The sequence below is a fragment of the Methylohalobius crimeensis 10Ki genome, from assembly GCF_000421465.1.
GTDB lineage: Bacteria > Pseudomonadota > Gammaproteobacteria > Methylococcales > Methylothermaceae > Methylohalobius > Methylohalobius crimeensis.
This window is the reverse complement of sequence record NZ_ATXB01000001.1, coordinates 1729034-1755769: the sequence shown is the minus strand read 5'-3', so window position 1 is coordinate 1755769 and position 26736 is coordinate 1729034. Positions and strand designations below refer to the sequence as shown.

Here is a 26736-nt window from a genome sequence, read left to right as displayed (position 1 = left end):
TATCAGTGCTTGATCCCGATGCCGCGGCGGAGAAGGAACCACGCCACGCTTCCCAATAGGACGATGAAGCCGCCCACGATCAGAAACGCCATCCGGACATCCACGTCGGCGGCGCCCAGAAATCCGTAGCGAAAGGCGTTCACCATGTAGAGAATCGGATTGCCCAGGGACAGCGTGCTCCAAGGTTCCGGCAACAGATGGATGGAATAGAAGACGCCGCCCAGATAGACCAGCGGAGTCAGGATGAAATTGGGAATGATGGAGATGTCGTCGAAGCTGTTGGCGAAGGTGGCGTTGATCAATCCCGCCAGGGAAAATAGCAAGGAAGTCAGAAACGCCACGGCGATTGCCAAGCCGGGATGGGCCAGGTGGAGGTCGGTGAACAGAACCGCGACGCCGAGCACCATGGCGCCGATCGCCATTCCCCGAGCCATCCCGCCGGTCACATAGCCGGCCATGATGACGCCCGTCGGCATCGGGGAGATGAGCATTTCCTCGATGTGGCGCTGAAACTTGGCCGAGAAAAAGGAAGAGACCACGTTGGCGTAGGAGTGATTGATCACCGCCATCAGGACGATGCCGGGAACGATGTAATCGATGTAGCTCACGCCGTTCATGGGACCGATCCGAGGCCCCATCAGGGCCCCGAAAATCAGGAAATACAGCGCCGTGGTCACCAGGGGCGGCAATAGGGTCTGCGGCCAGATCCGCATAAAACGGTGGATTTCCTTTCCCGCCAGGGTGCGATAGGCGATCCAGTTCCGCCCCATCAGGCCGCCTCCCTCGGAATTCGGCCCGCCTGAACCCGCTCGAAGAACAGCTTTTCCAGCCGCCCTTCCTGGGGGCGGAGACCGATGACATCGATCCCGGAGGCGGTCAATCCCTCGAACAAGGGATTCAATCCCATCGCCCGAGGCACTTCCACCGACCAGGTCCGGTTATCCACCCGCTGGAGACGGAAGCCGCTGATTTCGGGGAGATGGGCCACCGGATAGCGCAAATCCAAATAAAAGGTATTGAAGTCCAGCTTGTCCAGGAGCGCTTCCATGGAGGTGGACTCGATGATCCGGCCGTGATCGATAATCGCCACGTTGCGACACAACTGTTCGGCCTCTTCCAGATAATGGGTGGTCAGGATAATCGTGGTGCCTTCCCGGTTGAGCCGTCTCAGGAAAGTCCACATGGAGCGGCGGATCTCGATGTCCACCCCGGCGGTGGGTTCGTCCAGAATCAGTAATCGAGGCGAATGGATCAACGCCCGGGCGATCATCAGGCGTCGCTTCATCCCTCCGGAGAGACGCCGGGACACCTGGTTGCGCCGATCCCACAGGTCCAGTTGTTCGAGCACCGTCTTCAAGCGTTCTTTGGCTCGGCGTCTCGGCACGCCGTAGTAACCGGCCTGATTCAAGACGATCTGCCCGACCTTTTCGAACTGATTGAAATTGATTTCCTGGGGCACCAGGCCGATGCAGCGTCGGGCGGCCCGCCAATCCCGGTCCAAGTCATGCCCGCAAATGCTGACCTTGCCGGAAGATTTGTTGATCAAGGAGGTAATGATGCCGATGGTGGTGGATTTGCCGGCGCCATTGGGTCCCAGAAGCGCGAAAAAATCGCCCTCCTCCACTGTCAGGTCGATGCCGCGCAAGGCTTCCAGCCCATTGTCGTAAACCTTCCGTACGTTTTGGAGTCTCAGTGCCGTCATGGAAATGCTGGGCGTCTCGTGCCGGGTGGAAGAAATCCGTATATTGTAGCAGAATAGCGCCATCCCCTTTCCAGGGGAGGCCTTGAAACTCAGGATGCCTCAACAGAACGATATTTCATTTCGCAGGCACCAGGGTAAGCCGGGAGAATATTTGGAACTTATCTCCCGACCAACGCGAGCGTCTTGCACCTTTGACAATCGAATCTTCAACTTCACGGATGTAAAGGACATGATGAAAGTGAACTTACGCTCTATTTGGATAGGCGGCCTTTTGGCCGTTTCGCTGGCGGCGAATCCGATTCGGGCCGATATTTTTCCCTGGCTCAAGGGCGATTCGGAGCGCCAAGCACAGTCGACACTTCCCCAAAAAAACGGCGTGCCCACCCTGGCGCCCATGCTCCAGGGCATTCTGCCGGCGGTGGTGAATATCTCCGCTTCCGGCAGAGTCGTCATTCAGGACAACCCCTTATTGAACGATCCCTTCTTCCGTTATTTCTTTCGGGACATGCCTTCGGTCCCCCGCGAGCGTCGGACCCAGAGCGTCGGTTCCGGCGTGATCGTGGACGGCGACAAGGGCTATATTCTGACCAATCATCACGTGATCAAGAATGCCGATACCATTTACGTTCTCCTCAAGGATAAACGGCGCTTGAAAGCCGAGTTGGTGGGCTCGGACCCGGACACCGACATCGCCGTTCTCAAGGTGAAGCCCGACCATTTGTTTTCCGTGCCCATGGGAAACTCGGACCAATTGGCGGTGGGCGATTTCGTAGTGGCGATCGGCAACCCTTTCGGTCTCGGTCAAACCGTGACCTCCGGCATCGTCAGCGCCCTCGGGCGCACCGGCCTGGGAATCGAAGGGTATGAAAACTTCATTCAAACCGATGCTTCCATCAATCCGGGCAATTCCGGCGGGGCCTTGATCGATCTGCACGGCGATTTGGTGGGCATCAACACCGCCATCGTCGCCCCTACCGGGGGCAACGTGGGGATCGGCTTCGCCATTCCCATCAACATGGCGCGGGAAGTGATGGAGCAAATCGTCGAACACGGCGAGGTCAAACGCGGCATTCTCGGCGTTCAGGTGCAGGACTTGACCCGGGAATTGGTCAAAGCCATGGCGATCGATAGTACCGAAGGCGCTCTGATTGCCGGCGTGGTTCGAGGCAGTGCGGCGGATCAGGCCGGGATCCAGGCCGGGGACGTCATCGTCAGTCTGGACGGCCGCAAGGTCAAGGATTCCGCTTCCCTGCGCAATATGGTGGGGTTGAAGCGGGTCGGCGAAAAAGCCAAGATCGGTTTGATCCGGGACGGAGAGCGGAAGACTGTCACCGCCACCATCGGCAAACCCGATTATCAAGCCGGTGTGGAGAACGGAGAAATCCCGCTTTTGGAAGGCGCGCAGTTTGCCGAGATTCCTCGACAGCACCCCCTCTATGGTCGGCTACAAGGCGCCATGGTGGCCGCGGTGGACCCGGGCAGCCCGGCCTGGAATGCGGGCTTGCGCGAAGGGGACGTAATCCTCTCGGTCAACCGCAAACGCATCCAGTCGGCGGAGCAGTTTCTTCAAATCGCAAGCCAATCCCCTGATCGACTGCTGTTGAGAGTGCAGCGCGGCAATATGTCGCTCTTCCTCGTGTTGGAAAGTTAGCCGAGTCGTAATTTCTCTGTCAGTATCGCCCGCAGCGTTCGTTGCGGGCTTTTTCGGCGCGCTTCAAACGCTGCCTGATTTTCTTTTTCTGTGAACTTGTTCTGCTTTCCCAAATTGGGGTTGGACTAGTTTTCTAGTGTCTTTTGATTTTTAATTTAGAGAGGGCCGCTTGATGTCTCAATTCATGAATAAAACAAGAATAAAAGCATCTCTGATAAGCTTTTCGATACTTTTCTCCAGTTCCCTTTTCGCCGCTCCTGATTCACCCGGGCGCGAAGGTCGGCTTTTGATCAAGCCCCGTGCGGGATTGCCGGAGTCCCGTTTAGCCCAATTGCTGGAAAAACACGGCGGCAAAATCCGGGGACGCATTCAAGGTATCGGCGTTCGCATCATCGATGTTCCCCCGCAAGCCGAGGAGGCTCTTGCCAAGGTGCTGGCGAAAAATCCTCAAATCAAATTCGCCGAAAAAGATTTCCTCGTAGAACCGATCGGGACCATTCCCAATGATCCCCAGTACGATAACGCTTGGCACCTTCCCAAGATCAGCGCGCCAAGTGCTTGGGACTGGAGTCATGGGGATGGTGTGACGGTGGCCGTTCTCGACACCGGCGTGGATATCAGTCATTCCGATCTGGCGGGAGAAGTCGTCTCCGGGTGGAATGCGGTCAGCCAAAACACGGACATCGCCGATGTTCACGGACATGGAACGGCGGTGGCCGGCACGGTAGCAGCGGCTACGGACAACGCCAATGGGGTCTCCTCGGTCGCTTGGAACGCCAACATTATGCCGGTTCGGATCACCAATCGAAGCGACGGCTGGGCCTATTGGAGCGATATCGCCAACGGCTTGATTTGGGCGGCCGATCACGGCGCCAAGGTGGCCAATATCAGCTATGGGGTCAGCAACAGTTCGACCGTTTCCAGCGCGGCCCAGCATATGATCAGCCAAGGGGGAGTCGTCGTCGTAGCCGCCGGTAACGACGGCTCCGATCCCGGATACAGCGACAACCCCTATCTGATTTCCGTGTCGGCTACCGATGGCGGCGACAACAAAGCCAGTTGGTCCAACTATGGGGATTTCATCGACATCAGTGCGCCCGGGGTGTCGATTTTGACCACCAATCGAGGCGGAGGCTACGGTAAATGGAGCGGCACTTCCTTTGCCAGCCCGGTCACCGCAGGCGTGTCGGCGCTGATCATGGCGGCCAATCCCAACTTGACGCCAGACGAAGTGGAAGCGATCCTCGAACAGACGGCTTTCGATCCGGTCACCGGTCAGGACTGGCATGCTTACTACGGCTTCGGCCGGGTGGATGCGTTTGCCGCGGTATCTGCGGCTTATGAGGAGCCGGCACCCGGCGATACCCAAGCGCCTGCGGTCTCGATTTTCTCTCCCGATGCCGGGGCCACCGTCAGTGATTTGGTGGCGGTGGAAGTCAGCGCCAGCGACGACCACGGCGTGACCGAAGTAACTCTCTACGCCAACGGTCAATTGGTGGGCACCGACACCACGGCGCCCTATCAATTCAGCTGGGACAGCACGCAGGAACAGGACGGCGGCGCGACGTTGACCGCCTATGCCTACGACGCCGCGGGCAACGAAGGCATTTCCGCCGACGTTCAGGTCACGGTGGAAAACACGGTTGCCGATACCATCGCTCCGAGCGTTTCCATCACCACGCCTTCGGCCGGATCGGTGGTGAGCGGGTTGGTGAGCGTCGAAGCCGGCGCCAGCGACGACCACGGCGTGACCGAAGTAACCCTCTATGCCAACGGTCAATTGGTGGGGACCGACACCACGGCGCCCTATCAATTCAGCTGGGACAGCACGCAGGAACAGGACGGCGGCGCGACGCTGACCGCCTATGCCTACGACGCCGCGGGCAACGAAGGCATCTCCGCCGACGTTCAGGTCACGGTGGAGAATAGCCCGGCTACCGACGATGCCGATACCATCGCACCCACGGTGAAAATCCTGAGCCCCTCCGATGGGAGTACGGTACGGCATAAGGTGCAGATTTGGGTTAGCGCTCAAGACGATGTCAGTCTGGCAAGCATCCAGCTGTCTATCGATGGACAACAGGTTTCCTCGAGTGCGTCGAGAAACCTGGTTTACGAATGGAACACCCGCCCGGAATCCGACGGTGGCCATACCATCGAAGCGGTGGCCGAAGATGCCTCCGGTAATGTATCTCGACAAACCATTCAGGTGACGGTGAAGAACAGCAATGGACGTTGGAAATAGCTAGAAATGATCTGAAGTATCTCTGTCCAAATAAAAAAACGCCGACATCATGTCGGCGTTTTTTTATGCAAAGAAGTGTAAAATTTACTGACGTTTCCCGCGCCGCATCCATCCCATGCCGATCAGGCCGGCGGCCAGAAGCGCCAAGGGGGCGGGTTCCGGGATGCCGCCGGGGGGGCCGCCGCCGTTACCGCCATTACCAGGTTGTCCTTCGATTTTTAGACTGCCGTTGCCATCAGTCCCTACCCGCTGCATACGCAGAATATCGTTTGATATGCTAGATAGCTCAAACGGAGTTGGATCATCAATAGTGAGAATTAATTTGGCAACATCTGGAAAGACGTTGTTCAAATCGGTTCCGGGGTCGGCCGAATTATAGATGCCTCCAGTAATTCCGGTGGTCGTGGTAAAAGACAAGTCAACTACTGTGTTGCCTGGCGTTATATTATTATCCACATTGAGATCCACCTGCCAGTCAGTGCTTATATCATTATTGTCACCGTCAACAAGCGTAAACGAAGTGAAGCTGTTGATATCGGCAGTAATATCGAACACTACGCCCGTGATCACCGAACTATTTTCATAGCTACCTGAACCAACAACGTCGGAGACGGTTGTGTTATCGAACGTAATTGAAAGCTGATCAGAACTCAATGATCCATCCGAGTTGCTGTCGACAAAGGTCAGGATCCCACCGTTTGTTCCGCAATTAGATACGCCACAACCAGTAGTCGCTGTATATGCTCGGGTAATTGAGGTGGCGTGAGCATTTCCGAATACAAAGGCTCCAAGCAGCAGAGTTCCAATCAATGTAGGCCTGATGGCAGTGTATGCTTGTTGATTCTTCACGCTTTTTCTCCTGTAACTGCAATAGATTTAAGGGTGCTTTTTAAGCCTACTAACATTAAAGCAATAATCCGGCCAATTGATTTTAAATTATAAAATTCAACAACTTGAAATATTGTGAAGAATGTTTGCATGGCCGCATTTATGTTTGTGTAAAAAACACTTTACACTTTCTGAAGAGTTTGGTGCTAAGAGGTGTGAGTCGCAAGCTCAAGAGCAACCGGGTTTGCTAAAATAGCAGACCGGTTAGATTCATCAACGACACACTCATGAACCTCCCCATCAAACGCCGCCATCCACGGGACGGTCTGGTCCAACGTCTGGGCAAGCTGATCGTCGGCCGGTTTCACCGGGTTTATTATCAGCTGGCCGAGTCGGTTGCCGGTTCCCACAAGCGCGATTTTCTGGTGACCCGGGTGGAGGACGCCCGCGACGGCTTGGAAGCGACCAAGGATCAATTTCAGACCGCTTTGGATAAATTCACCGATCTGGTTCAGATCGAGGAAGGCAATATCGCGGTGTTCTACAAGGAATTGAAGCGGGAGTTCGATCACTGCGAGCAAAAGGCCCAGTCGGTCCATAACCACATCGACACGATCGAAAATCTGGCCCTGGCCTTGTTCGACGAGTGGGAGCTGGAATTAGAGCAATACACCAACCGGACCTTGCGGGGCAAAAGCCGCCAGAAGCTCAAACTGACCCAGCGCCATTACAAGCAATTGATCCGCGCGATGCGGAAGGCCGAAAGCAGGATCGATCCGGTCTTGAACGCCTTCCGGGATCAGGTGTTGTACTTGAAGCATAACCTCAACGCCCAAGCCATCGCCGCCTTGCAGCACGAATTGATCAGCGTCAGCGTCGACATCGCCTCGATGATCCAGGTGATGGAACGTTCCATTCAGCAGGCCGACCAGTTCATGCATACTTTGGACCACCGGCCCGCCTTGACCGCGGAGCGCTGATGCCCTCTCCCCTGTCGCTGTTGGATTTCGTCCATTTGCTCCATCAACGCCAGCAAGATCTGTTGGCCCGCCTGCCCGAGACCAGTCCCGTTGCGCTGGAATTGCAACGAATCGGCTCTTCCCTTTCCCTAGCCCGGGCGGCTTTGGAAAAGCAGGCATTGATCGAACGCCAAGCCGATTTGCCTCTGCAAATCGCGGTTGTGGGGCCCACCCAGGCCGGCAAGAGCAGCGTGGTCAATTGGATATTGAAGCAGGAGGCGGCAGGCGTCAGCCCTTTGGCGGGCTATACGATTCATCCCCAAGCCTTTCTGCACGATCTCCAAGATCCCGCCGCGCCCTGGGTGGACGAATACTTCAAAGGTTATAGAAGACTCGACATAACGGATTTGCCGAAGGACCGCTACGATTGTTTCGGTACCCGACGGGTGGAAACATCTTCCGCCTTGCCTTCCTGTATCGTCTGGGATACCCCCGACTTCGACTCCCTCCGTGCCCGGCAATATCTGGAGGGCGTGTTGCGGACCGCGGCGCTGGCCGACGTGTCGATCTTGGTGGTGAGCAAGGATAAATACGCCGACCAGTCGGTATGGGATCTCTTGACCCTGATCGAGCCGCTGGCGCAACCCACCTTGGTCTGTCTCAACAAACTGCGCCCATCCAATCGCGAAACGCTGCTCAAATCGTGGCAGGAAAAATGGGATCAAGTCCGCCAGGATGGCTCGCCCCCCGTGGTCACCCTGGCCTATTACGAACATCTCGAAGATCTGCAAGGGGCCTCGGATAAGCTTCATGAAACCCTCGCCTCCCCTCTGCGCCGAGCATTGAAGGCGCGTCGCCGTCAGGGGCAACGGACGCGCGCATTGATGCGCCGCCATTGGCCAGCGTGGACCCGGCCGGTTCGGGCGGAACTGGCGGCGGAACAATCCTGGCAGGAGATGATCAACGGGGCCTTGGGACAGGCCTTGGAGATCTATCGCCACGATTACCTGGATCATCCCCTGGCCTACGAAACCTTTCAGCGAGCCCTGGCGGAACTGCTGACCCTGCTGGAGATTCCGGGATTGGCGCGGCCCATGATGCTCTTCCGCAAGGCGGTTACCTGGCCGGTGAAGGCATTGTTCTCACGCCGTCCGGGACGTAGCGGCGAGAATATTCAGGAACTGCTTATCCTCCGCCGCAGTGTGGAACACGCCTTGCTGCAACTCCAGGCGGCCTTGAGAGAACAAACCCATAGCGACGGCTTGATGGAACATTGGTGGCAGGAAGTATCGCGTCATTATCAAGCGGCTCAACCCGCCTTGAACACCCTTTTCGAAGAAGAAGCCTCGGCGTATTACCGAGCTTTCCAGCCCCAGGTGGAAGCTGCCGCCCAAAGTCTCTACCAGCGTCTCAAGGAAATGCCCGCCACCCTCAACAGCCTGCGCGCCGCCCGGGCCACCGCCGATGCCGCGGGATTGGCGCTGCTGTTTCAGACCGGCGGGATCGGTCCCCACGATTTCGTGCTCGCCCCGGCGGTGCTTTCCATGACCTCCTTGATGGCCGAAAGTGCGCTGGGTAAATATATGGATCGCGTCTCGGCGGATCTCAAGCGCACCCAACTGGAGGCGGTCAAACGTTTGCTCCAAAATCGATTGCGCCGGGAAATCGCTTCGGTAGCGGAACAAGTGGATCCGGCCATTCGTTTCCGAATCCCTGAGGAGACCTTGGCGCAGGTGGAAGCGCAACTCAAGGAAAAATCCTATGGACTTAAGCTGTTTTGATCGGCCCGATATTCGATCGATGCAGCGCGAGCCAAGATCGAGCGGGAATGTTCCGCGGCCGTTCGCAGCAGGGAGGCTGCGATACGAGCGTACAAGGAGGTATTCACAGCGTGTCGCGGAACATTCCCGCTCGATCTTGGCTCGTTACCAGTGTCAAAAGTCATTAAAGATTCGAACCCATGCAGAATAGCCCCGAAGCAGTGGAACAACGCATCCAGGAATGGGCCGGCCGGCTGATCGAGCAAGGCTGGATTTCCCCCGCGGCGGCCGATTCCCTGACCCATTTGTCGAACCCCACCGCCGCCGATTTGTTCGATGATTCAGAGATCGCCAGAGCGGATTCGGCACGCCCCTTGGTGACCGCTTTTTTCGGCGGCACGGGAGTCGGCAAGAGCACCCTGCTCAACCGGCTCGCCGGTGAGGCGATCGCGACCACCGGGATCGAACGCCCCACTTCCCGCGAAGTCACTTTTTATTTGCATGAGGCCGTTCCCCTCGAACGGATGCCCCCGGAATTACCCCTGGACCGGGTTCGCGTTTCCCGCCATTCCAATGCCAACCGGCGGGAAGTGGTCTGGATCGACATGCCGGATATCGACAGCATCGAGCGAGCCAACCGCGAATTGGTGCTCGATCTATTGCCCTACATCGATGTTTTGATCTATGTGGTCAGCCCGGAGCGCTACCGGGACGATGCCGGTTGGCGTCTGCTGCTGGAGCAAAGCCAGGGCCACGCCTTCTTGTTCGTGATGAACCATTGGGACGAAGGCTGGGAAGAGCAGATCGAAGATTTCAGCGGCCAGCTCCGATCGGCGGGCTTCAACGACCCCATTGTCCTGCGTTGCGACAGCCGCCCCGATTTCGACCGGCGCAAACCCGACGACTTCGGGAAAATGGAAGAAATCCTTACTGCCCTGGTCCGGGCGCACGGCGTTGAACAGTTGACGAACCGGAATGAGCAACTGCGGCTGCAGCGCGTAAGCGATCGCGCGCACGCCTTGTTGGAGAGGCTCGGAGAAACCAAGACTTTGGATCGCTTGCAGGATCGCTGGCGGAAAATCTGGAAACATACCCTGGAAGATCTTAGACCGGGGTTGGAATGGCCCATGCAGGCCCTTGCCAGGGAGGTGATCGGTCCCGGTCGGATCGATCGAAAAGGCAAGAAAAGGAAGAAAACCGACCAATCCGCCGGAGAGTTGAAAAGCGACGTATCGGAGACGCTGCTTTGGGATGCCTGGATCCAGACCCGTCTCCTCGATGCCTTGGAGCGCTTGATCCTGGAAGCGGAAGATTTGGGATTGCCGGGCCCACCGCTGCGCCAAGCCCTCTCCTCCTGCCGCGACGAGCTCCAGGAGATTCTGATCGATAGCGTGCAAACCTCCCTGCGCCGATCCTTGTCCACCCCGGGCCACTGGCTCCAGCGGAGCGGACTCCGTCTGTTCGGAGTGCTTCGTTATTTATTGCCCCTGGCCGCCAGCGGCTTGGTGGGGTATCAACTGGTTCTTCGCTACTATGAAGGATGGATGGGGGAAAGTTCGTATTTGGGTGTGAATTTCGCCGTGCATAGTCTCTTGTTGATCGGTTTGGCTTGGCTGATTCCCTATTTGCTCCACCGCTTGCTCACCCCTTCCCTGGAAAAAACCGCTCTCCGAGGCATTCGGCAAGGCATCGCCCAAGGTTTCGAAAGGGCTTCCAAACGGGTGGAACAAGATTTACAGTCCTTGAAAGAAAAGCAACGCGACCTGGCCGGCGAGGGCACGCGATTGATCCAGGCGCTTGAGGAAAAAAAAGAAAGGGATTACGAGATGGAATCGCCGCCTCGGTCGGAGGAAGTGAAAGCCTTATTTAGCCGAATGCTGGTGGCCGGCTAACGTTTATTCTTTTTGACATGCCGCATCATCCGGTGCCGTTTTCGGATCTGGCGTTCGGTCAATTTGTTGAAGCGTCCGGCGAAAGGATTGTCCCCGGATCGGAACTCCAGGCGAATGGGCGTGCCTTTAATTTTCAACCGCTTCCGGAAAATATGGTTGAGATAGCGCTTGTATTCGGCAGGGAGGTTGTCGGTCTGATTGCCGTGGATCACGATCACGGGAGGATTTTTCCCGCCCTGATGGGCGAACTTGAGTTTGATTCGGCGACCTTTTACCAGGGGCGGCGGATGGCGTTCGGTGGCCTCCTGCAGAATGCGGGTCAGAAGCGCCGTGGATAATTCCGCCCGGACCTGTTCGAAAAGGATCGGCATCCGATCGAATAGTTCTCCCACGCCGGTGCCGTGCAAAGCGGAGAGGGGCATCTTTTCGGCGAAATCCAAAAATTGCAGTTTGGTATCCAGCTGAGTTCTAAGCCGGCGCTTGTAATCGGTGTCCAATCCGTCCCATTTGTTGAGTCCGATCACCAAAGCTTTGCCGGCTTCCAGCACGTAACCCAACAGGCGGGCGTCTTGATCGGTCACGCCCTCCCGCGCGTCGATCAGGAAGATCACCAAGTGCCCCTGCTCGATGGTTTGCATCGCCTTGATGATGCTGAATTTTTCCACCGCCTCGTCCACCCGGGAACGGCGCCGGATGCCGGCGGTGTCGAACAAAGTATAGCGGCGTCCGTCGCGCTCAAACGGCACCGCGACGGTGTCCCTCGTGGTGCCGGGTAAATCGGCCACCACCACCCGTTCCTCCCCCAGGAGGCGGTTAATCAGGGTCGACTTGCCCACATTGGGACGCCCGACCACCACGATTCGGATGCTTTCATCGGCCGCTTCCAAGGCTTCCGGAATTACCGAAGGGGCGGGGAGCTGTTCCTCGAGTCGCGCCAGTAATTTGGCCAAACCGCGGTTGTGTGCGGCGGAGGTCAAAATCGGATCGCGGAATCCCAAACCCGAAAATTCGGCCGCCGCGATGGCGGGATCTTCCCCGTCGATTTTGTTGATCGTCAGCAATACCGGTTTGCCCAAGCGACGCAATTGGTCGGCCACCTCTTCGTCGGCCGCGGTCAATCCCTCCCGGGCGTCGACCACGAATAACACCAGGTCCGCCTCTTCCAAGGCTTGGGTAACCTGGCGCAGTATCGCTTGGTCCACCGACTCGGCATTCGTCATGATGCCGCCGGTATCGACCACCAGAAAATCCCGTTCGCCGCGTTGACAGCGTCCATAGCGTCGATCCCGGGTGAGTCCCGGGTAATCGGCCACCAATGCATCCCGACTGCGGGTCAACTGATTGAACAAGGTGGATTTCCCAACGTTGGGACGGCCCACCAGGGCGACGACGGGAATGGGGGGCATTTGCAAATCAGTGTTCAACTTTCAATACGGCCACATCGCCGCCTGAACTATAAACAATCAACACGTCTCCGATCACCACCGGCGGCGTACGAATGGGGCTGCGGAAAACCCGTTCCCGTCCCACCTGACGACCGTCCTCCTGGGCCAGAAAGTGGACGTAGCCTTTGTAATCCCCCACCGCCAGCCACTCGCCGTAAGGGACTGGCGCGGTCAACCGGCGGTGGTGAAAAGCGGCCTGTTTCCAGTAGGTCCGGCCGGTGGTTTCGTCGAGTCCCCAGACATCGCTGTCGGTATCGGTGACGAATAGGTAACGCCAGGTGATGGTCGGCGAGGCGGAGGCGATAATCTCCTCGTTGCGCCAGATCACTTCCCCGTCCAGCAGGGTGGCGGCGATCACGCCGCCATGATAGGCGGTCACGTAGACCATGCCGTCGCGAATCACGGGCGTGGCGTCGATGTCCACCACCCGCTCCAGCTCCGACATTCCGCTGGGGACGGCCACTTGTTTCTCCCAGTCGACCTTGCCGTCGGACAGGCGCATCATGGCCATGCGGCCGTTGGCAAATCCGACCAAAACCTTGTCTTCCAGGATTTCCGGGGCGCCCAGACCGCGCAGGGAAAGGGGCGATACCTGCTGGTCCGTGCTCCATAGCCGCTCGCCCGAATCGATATCCAAGGCAAATACCGCACCGTCCACCGTATGCACCGCCACTTCCTTTCGACCCGCTCGCGGTGGCGCCAGAACCTCGCTGGACACTTGGCCGGTCCATAGGCGTTCTCCGGAGTCCTGGTCCAAGGCAACCACTTGAGCTTCAATGGTTCCGAGGAGGACCTTCCCCATCCCCAGCGCAGGCCCCGCCGACAGCGCCAAGCCGGTATCCACTTGCCAGATTTCGTCTCCGGTTTGGAGGTTAAACGCCGTCACGCGCCCTTCGTGGTCGGCGACATAAAGCCGATCGCCCTTCCCGGCCACGCCCAAAGACAGCCATTGTCCGCCGTCTCCCGCGCCGGCGTCCTCGTCCCATACGGTTTCGATTTCGATTTCCGGCTCGATCTTCTCCAATGGCTTGGGGGGTTCGGTAGTATCCCCTCCCCCCATGACCATGTCGATGGTTCCGGAAACGGTATTGCTGAAGGCGGCTCCCATGGACTGACAACCGCTCAGGGACAAAGCCAAAACGCCCAGGAGCACAAGGGATGGGCCGACCCCCCACCCAACCCTCCCCCCAACGGGGGGAGGGCAAGGGAGGGGGGGAGACTGGCGGATGGGTCGGATCATGGTTGCGTCAGTTCCCCCGATGCTTCCGGTCCCAGGTCGTTCAGCTTCATCCGCAAATAGGGATGATCTCGCCCCAGGGCAATGGCCTTCTGATAGGCTTCGCGAGCCTCCTGGCGTTTCCCCCAGGCGTAATACAAATCACCTTTGGTTTCTTCGTAGTGACCGGCAAAGTTCCCGGGATCTCCGACTTTCGCGGAATCCAGCAGGCTTAAACCCGCCTCGGGTTTTTCCATGGCCAGCAAAATCCGACCCAATCGAAGCCTGGCAAGGTGCTGTAAATCGACGTCCTTGGAACCCTTCAAAACCGACTCCAACCAGGGCTTGGCCTCTTCGGGCCAGCCTTGATCGACCCAGGCTTTAGCTTGTAGCAAGCGCGCGTAATCCGCGTAGGCGGTTCGTTCGAAATCTCCGGTCAGGCGTTTACTCAGTCCCTCGGCCAAATCGAATTTTCCGTTTTGGACCGCGTCGACCAGTTGCGCATAAAGCTCCGAAGCCTGTTCGGCTTGAGCTTGCTGATGGTTTTGCCAGGCATTCCAGCCGAAGATACCGGCCAATCCCAAGACAATCCCCCCGATGACGGAGGCACCGTTTTCTTTCCACCAGCGTTTGAGCGCCTCGACCTGTTCTTCTTCTTCCAGATGGGTAGCCATACCTCTCCTCGTTATGAGAAAAATCGTTGTTGGATAAAATCGAACAATTGCTCCTGGGAGACCGTGCTTTGCTCCGCCAAAGTCCTCAGAGGTTTGATGCCGACGCGTAGGGGCGACCCGCCGGTCGCCCCTACCTCTTCTTCCCCCAAAATCAGCGCATACAAGGCGCCGCTTTTATCCGCCTTCTTGAATTGGCTTTTGAAACTGCCGCCGCCGCAATGCACGGTTAGGCGAAGATCCGGGAATCGATCGCGCAAGCGTTCGGACAAAATCAACCCCGCACGCTCGGCTTCGGCGCCGACCCGGATCAGATAAATCTGGGGCGTCTCCACGGCGTCGGCCAAGGGAGAATCGGCCAGCAAGGCGAGCAGTCGTTCCATCCCCAAGGCAAAGCCCACCGCGGGCGTGGCCGGGCCGCCCAATTGCTCCACCAGCGTGTCGTAGCGGCCGCCGGCGCAGACGGTTCCTTGGGCGCCCAGTTCGGTGGTGACCCATTCGAAGACGGTCAGGCAATAATAATCCAAGCCTCTCACCAAGCGAGGATTGAGGACGTAAGGGACGCTCGCCGCCTCCAACAGCGCGGTCAGTCCGCGAAAATGGGCGCGCGATTGTTCGCCCAAATAATCGAGCAGCCGGGGCGCCCCTTCGATCAGCGCCTGCATGTCGGGGTGCTTGCTGTCCAGAATCCGTAACGGATTGGCGGTCAATCGCCGCCGGCTGTCTTCGTCCAACGCATGCTCGTGGGCACGGAAGTAAGCCACCAACGCTTCCCGGTAAATCCGGCGCTCGGCCAGGGTGCCGAGGCAATTGAGCTGCAATTCCACCTTGTTTTCCAGTCCCAGCCGCTTGAACCAGCGCCAGTTGAGCAAGATCAATTCGGCGTCCACGTCGGGCCCCGAATGTCCCAGGGCCTCCACGCCGAGTTGATGAAACTGGCGGTAGCGGCCTTTCTGGGGACGTTCGTGGCGGAACATGGGGCCCAGATACCACAGCCGTAAATTTTGCCCTCGCAGCAGTCCGTGCTCGATCAATGCGCGGACGCAGCCGGCCGTTCCTTCCGGGCGCAGGGTGAGCGATTCGCCGCTTTTGTCCTCGAAGGTATACATCTCCTTCTCGACGATATCGGTTACCTCGCCGATGGAGCGCTTGAAAAGTTCGGTTTTCTCCACACTGGGCAGACGAATTTCCTGATAGCCGTAGCTTTGGAGTCCTTGGACTAAGATCGCTTCCGCCGCGCGCCATAAATGGGTCTCGTCAAATAAAATGTCGTGCATGCCCCGCACGGCTTGCAGTTTTCCCCGGGGCGATTTTCGGTTCTGTTTCGCAGCTTTGGAAGTAGTACTCATTCCTTTTCCGTTGGGTCGGGTTTCGCGTTTTGACTGGTGGAATGATCCATGTCTTTTTTCTGGAGAGAGAAGGTATCCAGACGCTCGCGATAGGCTTGGGCCGCCTGGCGGTCCCCCAGGGCGGATTCGATTCGATAGCCCAGGCGCAGCGTCTCCTGGGTGGGCGGGGCGACCGCCTCGTAGCGTTGCAGAAAACCCCGCGCCGATAAATACTGCCCCTGGAGGGTTTGAAGCTTGGTCATCGACTTGAGGGTGGGCGCGGCATTCGGGTTGAGGTCGAGCGCCTCGCGCAAATACCTTTCCGCCTCTTTCGGGCGCCCTGCGGCCAGCGCGCACTCGCCGGCGTTGGTCAAGGGTTTCCAGCGTTCGCTGTAAAGTTTGTCCGAGCCCGCCTTGGCGAGCAGCTCGAGGCCTTGCTCGTAGCGTCCCTGGCGACAGAGGAACCGCCCGTAATTATTGACGATCGCCGAATCCTCGGGCATCAACTCCGCTGCATGGCGGTAATGTTTTTCGGCTTCGTCCAGCATATCCAGTCGTTCGTATACGATGGCCAAGGTGCCGTGGGCGGAGGCGTTTTCGGGATCGAACTTCAGGCTTTTGCGAAGATCCATCACCGCGACTTTCACCTCGCCCTCGGACAAATAGGCAGCCCCCTTTTCCGCGTAGATTTGCGACAGCTTTTGCCGCTGGGAATGCTCGTCCCGGGACGACGGACTGCCGGCGCAGGCTGCCACAAGCAATGCGCTTCCTGCCGCCAGGAAAAGTCGGATCATTTCACCGCCTCCACCGGCAGCGCCTGCACGGAATGCCGGGGGCGGGGTCTGGATTTGGCTTGTACCTTGCCGACCAATTGCCCGCAAGCGGCGTCGATATCCTCGCCCCGGGTGCGGCGTACCGTGGTGAGGAATCCGGCCTCGACCAAAATCGCTTGAAAACGTTCGATCGCTTGCGGGGTGGAGCGCCGATACGGGGTGCCGGCAAAACGGTTGAACGGAATCAAATTGATCTTGGAGGGAATCCGGCTCAACCGTTTCACCAAGCGCCTGGCGTCGGCCGCCGAGTCGTTGACGCCATCCAGCATGACGTATTCCCAGGTGATTTTGCGGCCGCGTTGTTTATCCGACTGGATAAAACGCTGACAGGCGGCGAGTAGCTCCGCGAGGGGGTATTTGCGATTGATCGGCACGAGTTCGTCGCGCAGTTCGTCGGTGGTGGCATGGAGGGAAATGGCCAGGCTGGCGGCGGAGGCTTCGGCCAGGCGATCGATGGCCGGCGCCAAGCCGGCCGTGCTCACCGTCACCCGGCGCTTGGCCAAGCCATAGGCCAGATCATCCATCATCAGATCCATGGCGTCGACCACCGCATCGAAATTGAGCAGCGGTTCGCCCATCCCCATCAAAACCACATTGGTGATGCGCCCTTCACCCAATGCGCGGTAGGCATGCCAAAGCTGGCCGATAATCTCGGAAGCCTTGAGATTCCGGCTAAAGCCCTGGCGGGCGGTGGCGCAAAAAGCGCAATTGAGGGCACAGCCCACCTGGGAGGAAACGCAAAGGGTGCCGCGCTTCTCCTCGGGGATGAACACCGTTTCGATGCGGTTGCCGTCTTCGAGCGCCATGAGCCATTTGACCGTCCCGTCCCGGGATGCCTGGGAACGGGCCACTTCCGGCAGGACCAGCTTGCACCGTTCCCGCAGCTGGGCGCGCAAGGTCTTGCTCAGATCGGTCATCGCATCGAACTCGGTGGTTCCGTGCCCGTGAATCCATTTCAGGACCTGGCGGGCACGAAACGGCTTTTCCCCCAGTTGGACAAAAAAAGCCTCCAAGGCCTGACGATTCAGGCCAAGCAGGTCGATAGGCGCCGTATCTTTCGGGCTTGAATTCAAATCAAGCGAAACGGGGGAAGATTTCATTTTCATTGAAGAAATAAGCAATTTCCCTGGCAGCGTTTTCCGGGCTGTCGGAACCGTGCACCGCATTGGCTTCGATGCCGCTGCCGAAATCGGCCCGAATGGTGCCGGAGGCGGCTTGTTTGGGGTCGGTGGCCCCCATGATTTCGCGATTCATGGCGACAGCGTTTTCGCCTTCCAGAACCTGAACCAGGACGGGGCCGGAAATCATATATTCGACCAATTCGCCGAAGAAAGGTTTGTCCTTGTGGACTTCATAAAATCCTTCGGCTTGTTCGCGGGTCATGTGAAGCATTTTCGCCCCGGCGATCGCCAGGCCGGCCTTTTCGAAGCGGGCCAGGATTTCACCGATTGCATTCTTGGCCACCGCATCTGGTTTGATAATGGACAAAGTGCGCTCTATCGCCATACATTCCTCATTAAGTTGGTTGGATAAATAGAATATTTTAACCGAAAAGCGGGAAAATTATTGCTTTGATCGTTTCTTCGAACGCGGGTTTCAATCCATTTACCCTATCAGACGTCGTATAATGATTGGTTTTTTAACAAGCAGATAAAAAAATATGGCCATAAAAAATCGCCTTCATCGCAGTGAGCTTGCCGTTCCCGGCAGCAATCCCAGAATGTTGGCCAAGGCCCCCGACGCGGGTGCCGATGTCGTATTTCTCGATCTGGAGGATGCGGTGGCTCCCGACGACAAGGAAGAGGCTCGCCACAACGTAATCGAGGCGCTCCGTTCCCTGGACTGGTCCAAATGCTCGGTATCGGTCCGCATCAACGGGCTGGATACGCACTACTGCTACCGCGACTTGGTTGAGGTGGTGGAACAGGTAGGCGATAAACTCGATACGATTCTGATTCCCAAGGTCAACGGGCCGGAAGATATTTATTTCGTGGCCACCCTGCTGGATCAAATCGAGCAGGCGAAAGGTTGGCAGCCGATCAATTTGCACGCCTTGATTGAAACCGCCGCCGGCATGGACAACGTCAAGGAAATTTCCCGGGCCTGTCCGGAGAGGCTTGAAGCATTGGTATTCGGAGTGGCGGATTACGCCGCCTCCATCCAGGCCCGGACCACCAATATCGGAGGTGCCAACCCCGATTACGCGATGCTCACCGATGCTTCCTCCAGCGATCGACGCGAGAGCCATTGGGGGGATCAGTGGCATTTCGCCATTGCTCGAATGGTGGTCGCCTGCAGAGCGAACGGGCTGCGCCCGATCGACGGCCCGTTCGGAGACTTCAGCGATCCCGACGGTTATCTGGCCGCCGCCCGTCGCGCCGCCGCGCTCGGATGCGAAGGCAAATGGGCGATTCATCCCTCCCAGATTTCCCTGGCCAATCAGGTTTTCACTCCCTCCGACGAGGAGGTCGAGCGCGCCCGCAGAATACTCGCCGCCATGGAAGAGGCCGCGCGCGAAGGCAAAGGCGCCGTGTCCCTGGACGGTCGCCTGATCGATGCCGCCTCCATCCGGATGGCGCAAAACCTGACGGCTAAAATCGAACAGATCAACGCCCGTTCCCGCTGAACGGGTGTTTCACCCTACGAGGAGAGTGACACGGTGAATATTCATGAATATCAAGCCAAGGAATTATTGAGATCCTACGGCGTTCCGGTGCCCAACGGAAACGTCGCTTATTCGGACAGCCAAGCCCAAGCGGTGGCGGAACAAATCGGCGGCGATAAATGGGTGGTGAAAGCCCAGATTCACGCCGGCGGCCGGGGCAAGGCCGGCGGTGTCAAGGTGGCCGATTCCGTCGAGGACGTCCGCCGCATCACCGACGAGATGATCGGTACGACGCTGGTCACCCACCAGACCGGTCCCCAGGGGCGAGTGGTACGGCGGGTGTTGGTGGAGGAAGCCAGTGACATTCGCAAGGAATTTTATTTCGGCTTTGTGATCGATCGAGCCAGCCAACGCATCACCATCGTCGCCTCTTCCGAAGGCGGCGTCGAAATCGAGGAAGTCGCCCGCCAATCGCCGGACAAAATCGTCAAGGAAACCATCGACCCGGCGATCGGTCTGCTGGACTTTCAATGCCGCAAAGTCGCCGCCGCGATCGGTCTCCGGGAAAAAAGCTGCATGTCGCAGGCGGTTCGGATCATGAAGCGCATTTACCGTTGTTTTCGCGACAACGACGCCCTGCAGGCGGAAATCAATCCCTTGGGCCTGGTGGGCAAAGATCATCATTTGATGTGCCTGGACGCCAAGTTCAATTTCGATACCAACGCCCTTTATCGGCGTCCGGATATCAACGAATTGCGGGATCTCGACGAAGAAGACCCCAAGGAAGTGGAAGCTTCCGGCCACGGCCTCAATTATATCGCCCTGGATGGCAACATCGGCTGCATCGTCAACGGTGCCGGTCTCGCCATGGCCACCATGGACGCCATTTCCCTTCACGGCGGACGGCCGGCCAATTTCCTGGACGTGGGCGGCGGCGCTTCGCCGGAAAAAGTGACCAACGCCTGCCGAATCGTCATGGAAGATCCCAACGTCAAGGCTTTGTTGGTGAACATCTTCGCCGGCATTAACCGCTGCGATTGGATCGCCACCGGATTGATCCAGGCGTATCAGACTTTGAATATCGAGTTGCCGATGGTCGTTCGTCTGGCCGGCACCAATGTGGAGGAAGGACGTAAGATCCTCACCGAGTCCGGCCTGCCCTTCGTTCAGGCCGACCATCTCGACGACGCCGCCGCCAAAGCCGTTACCACCGTCAACAGGGAGAACGCATGAGTATTTTTGTCAATCGAGGATCAAAAGTCATCTTCCAAGGCTTCACCGGCCAGCACGCCACCTTCCACGCCCAGGAAGCGATCAAGAACGGCACCCGGGTGGTGGGCGGCGTCACCCCGGGTAAAGGAGGAACCACCCATTTGGGCTTGCCGGTTTTCGACACGGTCGCCGAAGCGGTGCGGGAAACCGGCGCCGACGTCGCGGGCGTTTTCGTTCCGCCGGCCTTTGCCGCCGATGCCATCATGGAATCCATTGAAGCGGGCATCAAGTTAGCGGTGGTGATCGCCGACGGTATCCCGGTCCAAGACATGGTGCGGGTGCAGCGTTATCGGGTCGGACGCGACTGCCTGGTGATCGGTCCCAACACCCCGGGATTGATCACGCCGGGAGAATGCAAGGTGGGCATTATGCCGGCCCACATTTATCAACCGGGGCGGATCGGCGTCGTGTCCCGTTCCGGGACTCTCAACTACGAAGCGGTCGAGCAAATGACCGGTCTCGGTCTGGGGCAATCCACTTCGGTGGGGATCGGCGGAGACCCGGTTAACGGCACCGACTTCGTCACCGTGCTCAAGGCATTCGAACAGGATCCGGACACCGATGCCGTGGTCATGATCGGAGAAATCGGGGGACCTCAGGAAGTGGCCGCCGCCCGCTGGGCCAAAGCGCACATGAAAAAGCCATTGATTGGTTTCGTGGCCGGTCTCTCCGCGCCTCCGGGAAGGCGGATGGGGCATGCGGGGGCGATTATTTCCGACGAGGAAGATACCGCCAAAGCCAAAATGGATGCGATGGAAGCGCTGGGCTTATACGTGGCGCGCAACCCGGCACACATCGGTGAAACGGTATTGCGGGCGCTCCAGGAAAACGGCATCCGATAATCCAACTATCCCCGCCGGTTACATAGGGTGGGTGGAGGCATTGCCGAAACCCACCGCGCTACCTTCCCCTGGCAAGGGATTGACGGGTTTCGGCATCCTCCCGATCATCAATCCTAGCCATGGTGGGCTGCCCGTGATTCGCTCCGCTACGCCGTAACTGCTCGGCAAACTGGTCCGCTTGGTTGCGGTGAAAACAGTTCAGTTCGACATGCGTGGGCAGCCAATCGAGAAAGGCTGCATCGACAATCCCGCTCTGTTTCAGAGTCTCTGGATCGGTGCCGGCGGAATGCTCGGACTTCACTAATATCAACCGTTCGGCATGGAGTTTTCCCGCCAGCCAAGCGGCCAGGGTATCGGAAGTAACCGTCCAGTCCGACGGCACTTCGGCCCGGTCCAATTCACTCAATTCGGGCAGCCAAACGACCGCCTCGCCTTGTCGGAGCAATCCGTCGATTTGCCCGGTCCGGGCGGATTTCAAGCAAGGCTCCAAGCCTTGGAAAACGAGTCCGTATTGGTGCATGGCCAGCAATGCCATGTGGTGTGCGATTCGATCGTCGAATTCCCAATGTTTTTGAGCCAGCCGGACTTGATCGGCGAAACGTCCGCCTCCCGGGACGATCACCACCCTCCCCCGCCCAACTCGGGCTGAATGCCTAAGCCATTCTCGGAGAGTCGGGTGCTCACCCAAGCTCCCCCCGATTTTAACCACCCACATGATCGGCGGAAGTAATGCCGAAGCGGGATAACACCTGAATCAAAGCCGACGCTTTATCGAAGCTCTCCTGATATTCCCGTTTTGCGTCGGAATCCGCCACGATACCGCCCCCGGCCCAGAAATGGATACTCCGATCGGCATGCACCAAGGTTCGAATGGCGATATTGGTATCCATGTTGCCGTCGAAGCCGATATACCCGATGGCGCCGCAGTAGATCCCGCGCCGAATTGACTCCAACTCTTCAATGATCTCCATGGCGCGTATTTTGGGCGCGCCGGTGATGGAGCCCCCGGGGAAGCAACCGCGCAACAGGTCCAGGCTATGGCAATCTTCCTTCAACTCTCCCACCACCGTGCTGACCAAATGATGGACGGTGGCGAAGCTTTCCACTTGGAACAGTTCAGGAACTTTGACCGAACCCAGTTGGCAGGTCTTGCTTAAATCATTGCGCAGCAAATCGACGATCATTAGGTTTTCGGCCCGATCCTTGGCGCTTTCGGTCAAGGCGCCGATCTGGAAAAGGTTTTCCTCCGGTGACAATCGCCGGGCGCGCGTTCCCTTGATCGGCTTGGTCTCGACCTTGCCCTCTCGAACCCGCAAAAAACGCTCCGGGGAGGAACTGAGAATGCCGAGTTGAGGGAGGCGCAAAAAACTTCCGAACGGCGCCGGGTTTTCCCGTCGTAAGTCTTGATAAACCCGCCAAGGATCGCCGGCCGCTTTCGCCTCGAAGCGCTGGGCAAAGTTGACCTGATAGCAGTCGCCTTCCTGGATATAGTGTTGAATCTTGGCGAATGCGTGCGCGTAAGCATCCCAGCTAAGATTGGAACGGATCGGGGATTGCAGGCAAAAACCGGTTCTGCTGATTCGAGGAAAGGGATGGCGCAAGCTTTGTTGCAATTCCGGCCATATTTTGCGCGTGGCGGGCGTGGAGCGGGCGACCAGATAGGTTTGTCTTTCCCGGTGGTCCACCACCACGGCCCAATCGTAAATCCCGACCGCCATTTCAGGGATATTACCCGGATCCAGGGTGGTTTGAGGAAGGTTCTCCAAGCGCCTGGCCAGGTCATAAGAGAAATAACCCAAAGCTCCGCCGCAGAACGGTAAGTCAGGCATTCCCTCGGCAGGTTCCCCCAGAATCTCCCGGAGCAACTTGAAAGGATCCTCTGGCGACAGTCGGATACCGTCGGAGTTACGGATTTCGGTAAGATTGCCCCGAGTGACCAGGGTGGCCGACGGGCGAGCCGCTAGGATGTCATATCGACCCTGCTCGATTCGAGGGCGACCGCTATCCAGAAATATAGCCCAAGGCTCCTGAGCCCATTGGGCAAACAGCTCGCTACTATCTTCCAGGTAAGGCAGTTCGGATATTAGATAGGGCGAATCCATGAAGACTCGATTTGAACGCAGCTTTGTTACAAAAATCTTAACAAGAATCGGCTGCTACAGCTATGTTTGTAAGCGGCTTTCGAGTAAACAGGCAATTGCAGCGGCGGGAGCACAATCGGCCGCGGAAAGCCCGGCCCCAAGATTGAGATCCTGTTTGAAATACGTGTTGAAGTCCCGATATTCCAATCCTAGTCTTTTTGCCATCTCTTCGACTAAAAAGCGCCCTACTCCCGCACCCACCAGAATCGGTCGATTGGATGGGTCCCGTGAAAGGTGGTATAAGCAGGCGCGGACAAGGCGTTGCAGTTGGATTTCATGGAGATATCGGGAGAGCTCTTCCCAAGCCTCGATTGGGGCATCGTCCCGGTCAAGGCCGATCATTCGGGCAAGGCGCTGCATGCTGGCGGCTTTTGTTTTGGGCTTCCCGTCGGCGGTTTCGGCGTGATCCGCTTTTTCCGGCAGTAAATTAAGAATTCGATAAACGTCTCCAATGGTGGCGAAATGCTCTGCCATTAAAGGCACCCTTTCTCCCTGAAAAGGCACCTGCTCGGACAAAGCCATCAAAGGTGTTCTGACAACACCCATGTATATCAGTTCATCGTAGCGCTGACGGGTGAAATCGTCATGCCCTCTTGCAACGGGATGATGATTTCGGACAGATAAGATGTCACACGTCGTACTGCCGATGTCGATTAGCAAAGCGTTTTTTTCCAGTTGGGCCAGATAGGAAACGCTGATCTGCCAATTTTTGGAGGCTATTTTTTTATGATTTTTTGAATTGAAATTAGATAACGGTATAAATACCCCGTCTTGAAACACGAAGCAACGCTGCAGACCGATCTTCTTGGAAAAGCGTTCCAACAGCGTTTGCACGCCGATGGAACGATCATCGAAGAGATCGACCATTTCGCCGGTCATGGTCACCCCATGCACACAATCGATGGGCAAGTTGGTTTTCACCTTATCGATGGCATGGTCCAAAGACATCAACCCTTGCCAAAGCGGACAAGCCACTTGCCAGATGGCCCGGCTGCGTCCCTCGCTTACCAATGCTGCTTTCAAATGCGCGCCGCCCACATCCCAGCCCACCACATGATTCATGCTTTCACCGATACGGTTTTTCCGACGATTTTCGATCGCCTACGAGCTATTTCCGCTAACGTCATGTCCCCCTGGCCCAAGGCGACGATCCATTCCCCTATGGGTTCTCCCAAGGCTTTTGAGGCACCGGCATAAGACAACGTCAGACGGGGGTTGATTTCCAACACCCAAGCGTGCTTTTTTGAGACCACCACATCCACTCCCGCATAACCCCACAAATTCGGCACGGCGGCGGCGATTCGATCGCACAACTTCTGCCAATAACCCTGGGAATCTTGAAAAGCGTTGACCTCGCATCCGAGTAAACGAAACGCCCCTCCTTCGTTTTGGAACCGTTGCCGATTACCGCTGAGGAACACCCCGCTTCCCTCGGCGAAAATAGCGCTTATGCTTAAAGGCGCGCCCTCCAGGAAGGGTTGCAGCAGCCAGTCTCGGGGAAAGCGGTTCAATTGGGACAATTCGCTTATCAAATGCATGCCCTCGCACCCTACCCCATAGCGGGGTTTAACCACCCACGGAGGGGCCACCTGACCGGTAAATTCCCCCAAGGTCCAAGTAGGAACGGATTCCACGCCGGCCTTGTCGAGCAAATCTAAGGTTCGCAACTTATCCGCGGTCAAATCAATCGCTTGAGGATGAGATCCGAGTAATAGTTTGTTTCTCTCTAACACCTGGCGGCTCAAATGGGCTAATATCTGGCCGGTTTCCGGCGCCGTGACCCAGACGACATCCGACCAATCCAAGGCGGCTCGCCAAGTTGTTTCAAAATCCCCGTCGACGGTCCAAATTTTTGCCGTCGGATCATCACCTGTCAGGATGGAAGGGAGCGGTAAACGCCGATCGTACATCACGCCGAGGGGCATTCCGGTCAGGTCTTCGATCTGCGCGGTCAGCATGATTTCCCCCTCCCGCGTCAGTTCGGGAGAAGACAAGTACCCCTCTCCCATACCGCCACCGGTAAGATATTCAAATAAGAGGATATTCATGGAGTTGGAAACGATGGAGCTGATTCCGGTGCTAGATATTCGTAGCGGTGAGGCGGTCATGGCGAGACACGGCCAACGTCGGCATTACCGTCCTCTGAGAACGCCGTTGTGTTCCGACAGCAATCCGCTCTCGGTGGTATCGGCTTTTCTGGATTTGCATCCTTTTGAAATTCTGTATCTTGCGGATTTGGATGCTTTATTAAAAACGGGAGATAACGGTATAATTATTTCGCGCATCCGGCAACGATTTCCCCGTCTTCACCTTTGGGTCGATCGCGGATGGCCGCCGCTTCGACCGACTCCGACCATTACGCCAGTCATCGGAAGCGAATCGCTCGGCGCGGATTGGAAAACCGCAATTGCTCCCTGGGCCGCATATTCCTGGATTTTGTCTTTGGATTTCGGAACAACGGGCTTATACGGTCCTCGCGATTTATTGCAAGAAGCGGCCTACTGGCCTTCCTCGGTGATCGTGATGACCTTGGACCGGGTCGGCAGCCGCTCCGGACCGGACTGGCGGCGGCTAGAGGATTTCAGGCAACAGCATCCCGCCAAATCCTGGATCGCCGCGGGAGGGATTCGCGATCCGCTGGATCTGGCCCGCCTAAAATCACTCGGCATTGGCAGGGCGCTGATAGCCAGCGCCCTGCACGACGGCTCTATTCGTCCTGAAACCCCTAACTGAATAGCTATCGTTTCAGGCGCAACGATTAATCGTGAGCCGCAAAAGGATGATGGACGGTTCTTGCCTTTTCCACCACTTCGCCCGGCGACGGTTCGCTCGCTACCGCACGCTGGATGGATTCCTTGGTAGCTTCGTAGTTGTAGTCCTGAATCTTGGCATCGTCCTCGGCCAGCCAATGGATAAACACGCCAACACAAATGAAGAGATCATCGGCTTCTTCCAAAGGAATCGTTCCATCCTCGACACATTCGGTCACCGCCATGGCCACGCCCCGTTGGGCCGGACCGAACATCTGAGTCGCCTGCTTGCCGTTCTTGATCGTCACTTTGTTGAACATGACGGTCGCCGGTTTGCACATCAGGTTGGGAGCCACCACCGCCAACAGGGCACTATGACCTGCCTTGTTATTGGTCAGGCAACTGGCGAAAGCGGTTTCTGCGGCACTGCCGCGGGGGCCGATGAGCAGGTCGATATGCGCCACTTCGTTGCCTTCGCCCTTCAGGGACTCTCCAATCAGCATTTTATTGACTTTTATCATTCCTATTGTTTCCTCTTTGGTTGACGATGAAAATAGAGAAAAGATTTTCTGGATTAACGACATTTTGCTCTCCCC

At 57.4% G+C, this 26736-nt stretch carries 24 protein-coding genes; 9 read left to right on the top strand and 15 right to left on the bottom strand.

Features of this window, described 5'->3' with window-relative positions; genetic code table 11:
• Window positions 1-2: 2 nt before the first annotated feature.
• A complete protein-coding gene (locus H035_RS0108790; protein ID WP_022948617.1) occupies window positions 3-770 on the bottom strand; it encodes an ABC transporter permease in 768 nt (255 codons plus the stop codon).
• A complete protein-coding gene (locus H035_RS0108785) occupies window positions 770-1702 on the bottom strand; it encodes an ABC transporter ATP-binding protein (RefSeq protein ID WP_026596428.1) in 933 nt (310 codons plus the stop codon). Before H035_RS0108785 ends, H035_RS0108790 begins: the two co-directional genes overlap by 1 nt.
• A gap of 229 nt (window positions 1703-1931) precedes the next feature.
• Here H035_RS0108785 and H035_RS0108780 point away from each other — a divergent pair, with 229 nt between their 5' ends.
• Both H035_RS0108780 and H035_RS0108775 read left to right on the top strand, forming a co-directional pair.
• Window positions 1932-3353: a DegQ family serine endoprotease gene (locus H035_RS0108780; protein WP_022948615.1), complete on the top strand. Its 1422-nt coding sequence runs from the start codon at window positions 1932-1934 to the stop codon at window positions 3351-3353.
• Between the two features lie 286 nt (window positions 3354-3639).
• Window positions 3640-5598, top strand: coding sequence for an Ig-like domain-containing protein (locus H035_RS0108775; RefSeq protein WP_200861537.1), 1959 nt, complete (start codon window positions 3640-3642; stop codon window positions 5596-5598).
• Between the two features lie 84 nt (window positions 5599-5682).
• On the opposite strand, the gene H035_RS21775 is transcribed toward H035_RS0108775, so the two are convergent.
• Window positions 5683-6447 carry a PEP-CTERM sorting domain-containing protein gene (locus tag H035_RS21775; protein ID WP_152485997.1) on the bottom strand — a complete coding sequence of 255 codons (765 nt, stop codon included), beginning with the start codon at window positions 6445-6447 and terminating at the stop codon, window positions 5683-5685.
• Between the two features lie 266 nt (window positions 6448-6713).
• Here H035_RS21775 and H035_RS0108765 point away from each other — a divergent pair, with 266 nt between their 5' ends.
• The 3 genes from H035_RS0108765 (at window position 6714) to H035_RS18945 (ending at window position 11037) form a co-directional block, all read left to right on the top strand.
• A complete protein-coding gene (locus H035_RS0108765; RefSeq protein ID WP_022948612.1) occupies window positions 6714-7406 on the top strand; it encodes a DUF2959 domain-containing protein in 693 nt (230 codons plus the stop codon).
• Window positions 7406-9166 (top strand): GTPase, encoded by a 1761-nt coding sequence (locus H035_RS0108760; RefSeq protein ID WP_022948611.1) that lies wholly within the window; start codon window positions 7406-7408, stop codon window positions 9164-9166. Before H035_RS0108765 ends, H035_RS0108760 begins: the two co-directional genes overlap by 1 nt.
• 179 nt (window positions 9167-9345) lie before the next feature.
• The gene (locus H035_RS18945) at window positions 9346-11037 is read left to right on the top strand and encodes a GTPase (RefSeq protein WP_022948610.1); all 1692 of its coding nucleotides are present in this window, start codon (window positions 9346-9348) and stop codon (window positions 11035-11037) included.
• Here H035_RS18945 and der read toward each other — a convergent pair.
• From der to ndk, 7 genes are read right to left on the bottom strand one after another with little or no spacing between them, the layout of a single operon-like run.
• Entirely contained in the window at window positions 11034-12443 is a 1410-nt protein-coding gene (gene der / locus H035_RS0108750) for a ribosome biogenesis GTPase Der (RefSeq protein WP_022948609.1), read from the bottom strand. The two genes, H035_RS18945 and der, sit on opposite strands and share 4 nt — an antisense overlap.
• 7 nt (window positions 12444-12450) lie before the next feature.
• Window positions 12451-13722 carry an outer membrane protein assembly factor BamB gene (gene bamB / locus H035_RS0108745; RefSeq protein WP_022948608.1) on the bottom strand — a complete coding sequence of 424 codons (1272 nt, stop codon included), beginning with the start codon at window positions 13720-13722 and terminating at the stop codon, window positions 12451-12453.
• Window positions 13719-14372, bottom strand: coding sequence for a YfgM family protein (locus H035_RS0108740; protein ID WP_022948607.1), 654 nt, complete (start codon window positions 14370-14372; stop codon window positions 13719-13721). Before H035_RS0108740 ends, bamB begins: the two co-directional genes overlap by 4 nt.
• A gap of 11 nt (window positions 14373-14383) precedes the next feature.
• Window positions 14384-15718: a histidine--tRNA ligase gene (gene hisS / locus H035_RS0108735; protein ID WP_022948606.1), complete on the bottom strand. Its 1335-nt coding sequence runs from the start codon at window positions 15716-15718 to the stop codon at window positions 14384-14386.
• Window positions 15715-16491 carry a type IV pilus biogenesis/stability protein PilW gene (pilW, locus tag H035_RS18940; RefSeq protein WP_022948605.1) on the bottom strand — a complete coding sequence of 259 codons (777 nt, stop codon included), beginning with the start codon at window positions 16489-16491 and terminating at the stop codon, window positions 15715-15717. The genes hisS and pilW overlap by 4 nt, the downstream gene beginning before the upstream one ends.
• Entirely contained in the window at window positions 16488-17603 is a 1116-nt protein-coding gene (gene rlmN / locus H035_RS0108725) for a 23S rRNA (adenine(2503)-C(2))-methyltransferase RlmN (protein ID WP_026596421.1), read from the bottom strand. The genes pilW and rlmN overlap by 4 nt, the downstream gene beginning before the upstream one ends.
• Window position 17604: 1 nt before the next feature.
• Window positions 17605-18036: a nucleoside-diphosphate kinase gene (gene ndk / locus H035_RS0108720; protein WP_022948603.1), complete on the bottom strand. Its 432-nt coding sequence runs from the start codon at window positions 18034-18036 to the stop codon at window positions 17605-17607.
• 154 nt (window positions 18037-18190) lie between these two features.
• On the opposite strand from ndk, the gene H035_RS0108715 reads away from it, so the two are divergent.
• The 3 genes from H035_RS0108715 to sucD are packed head-to-tail and all read left to right on the top strand — an operon-like array spanning window position 18191 to window position 21249.
• Window positions 18191-19156: an HpcH/HpaI aldolase/citrate lyase family protein gene (locus H035_RS0108715; protein ID WP_022948602.1), complete on the top strand. Its 966-nt coding sequence runs from the start codon at window positions 18191-18193 to the stop codon at window positions 19154-19156.
• A 33-nt stretch (window positions 19157-19189) separates the two neighbouring features.
• Window positions 19190-20368, top strand: a complete 1179-nt coding sequence (gene sucC, locus H035_RS0108710; protein WP_022948601.1) for an ADP-forming succinate--CoA ligase subunit beta — start codon at window positions 19190-19192, stop codon at window positions 20366-20368.
• On the top strand, window positions 20365-21249 hold the full coding sequence (gene sucD / locus H035_RS0108705; protein WP_022948600.1) for a succinate--CoA ligase subunit alpha: 885 nt from the start codon (window positions 20365-20367) through the stop codon (window positions 21247-21249). The genes sucC and sucD overlap by 4 nt, the downstream gene beginning before the upstream one ends.
• A gap of 58 nt (window positions 21250-21307) precedes the next feature.
• On the opposite strand, the gene H035_RS18935 is transcribed toward sucD, so the two are convergent.
• The 4 genes from H035_RS18935 to H035_RS18930 are packed head-to-tail and all read right to left on the bottom strand — an operon-like array spanning window position 21308 to window position 25399.
• A complete protein-coding gene (locus H035_RS18935) occupies window positions 21308-21964 on the bottom strand; it encodes an amino acid kinase family protein (protein ID WP_022948599.1) in 657 nt (218 codons plus the stop codon).
• A complete protein-coding gene (gene pabB / locus H035_RS0108695) occupies window positions 21951-23351 on the bottom strand; it encodes an aminodeoxychorismate synthase component I (RefSeq protein WP_022948598.1) in 1401 nt (466 codons plus the stop codon). The genes H035_RS18935 and pabB overlap by 14 nt, the downstream gene beginning before the upstream one ends.
• Before the next feature lie 60 nt (window positions 23352-23411).
• Entirely contained in the window at window positions 23412-24428 is a 1017-nt protein-coding gene (locus H035_RS0108690) for a hydantoinase/oxoprolinase family protein (protein ID WP_161624016.1), read from the bottom strand.
• Between the two features lie 20 nt (window positions 24429-24448).
• Entirely contained in the window at window positions 24449-25399 is a 951-nt protein-coding gene (locus H035_RS18930) for an ATP-grasp domain-containing protein (protein WP_161624015.1), read from the bottom strand.
• Between the two features lie 37 nt (window positions 25400-25436).
• Here H035_RS18930 and H035_RS0108680 point away from each other — a divergent pair, with 37 nt between their 5' ends.
• Window positions 25437-26123, top strand: a complete 687-nt coding sequence (locus tag H035_RS0108680; protein WP_022948595.1) for a HisA/HisF-related TIM barrel protein — start codon at window positions 25437-25439, stop codon at window positions 26121-26123.
• 25 nt (window positions 26124-26148) lie between these two features.
• On the opposite strand, the gene fae is transcribed toward H035_RS0108680, so the two are convergent.
• On the bottom strand, window positions 26149-26661 hold the full coding sequence (gene fae / locus H035_RS0108675) for a formaldehyde-activating enzyme (protein WP_022948594.1): 513 nt from the start codon (window positions 26659-26661) through the stop codon (window positions 26149-26151).
• Between the last annotated feature and the right edge of the window lie 75 nt (window positions 26662-26736).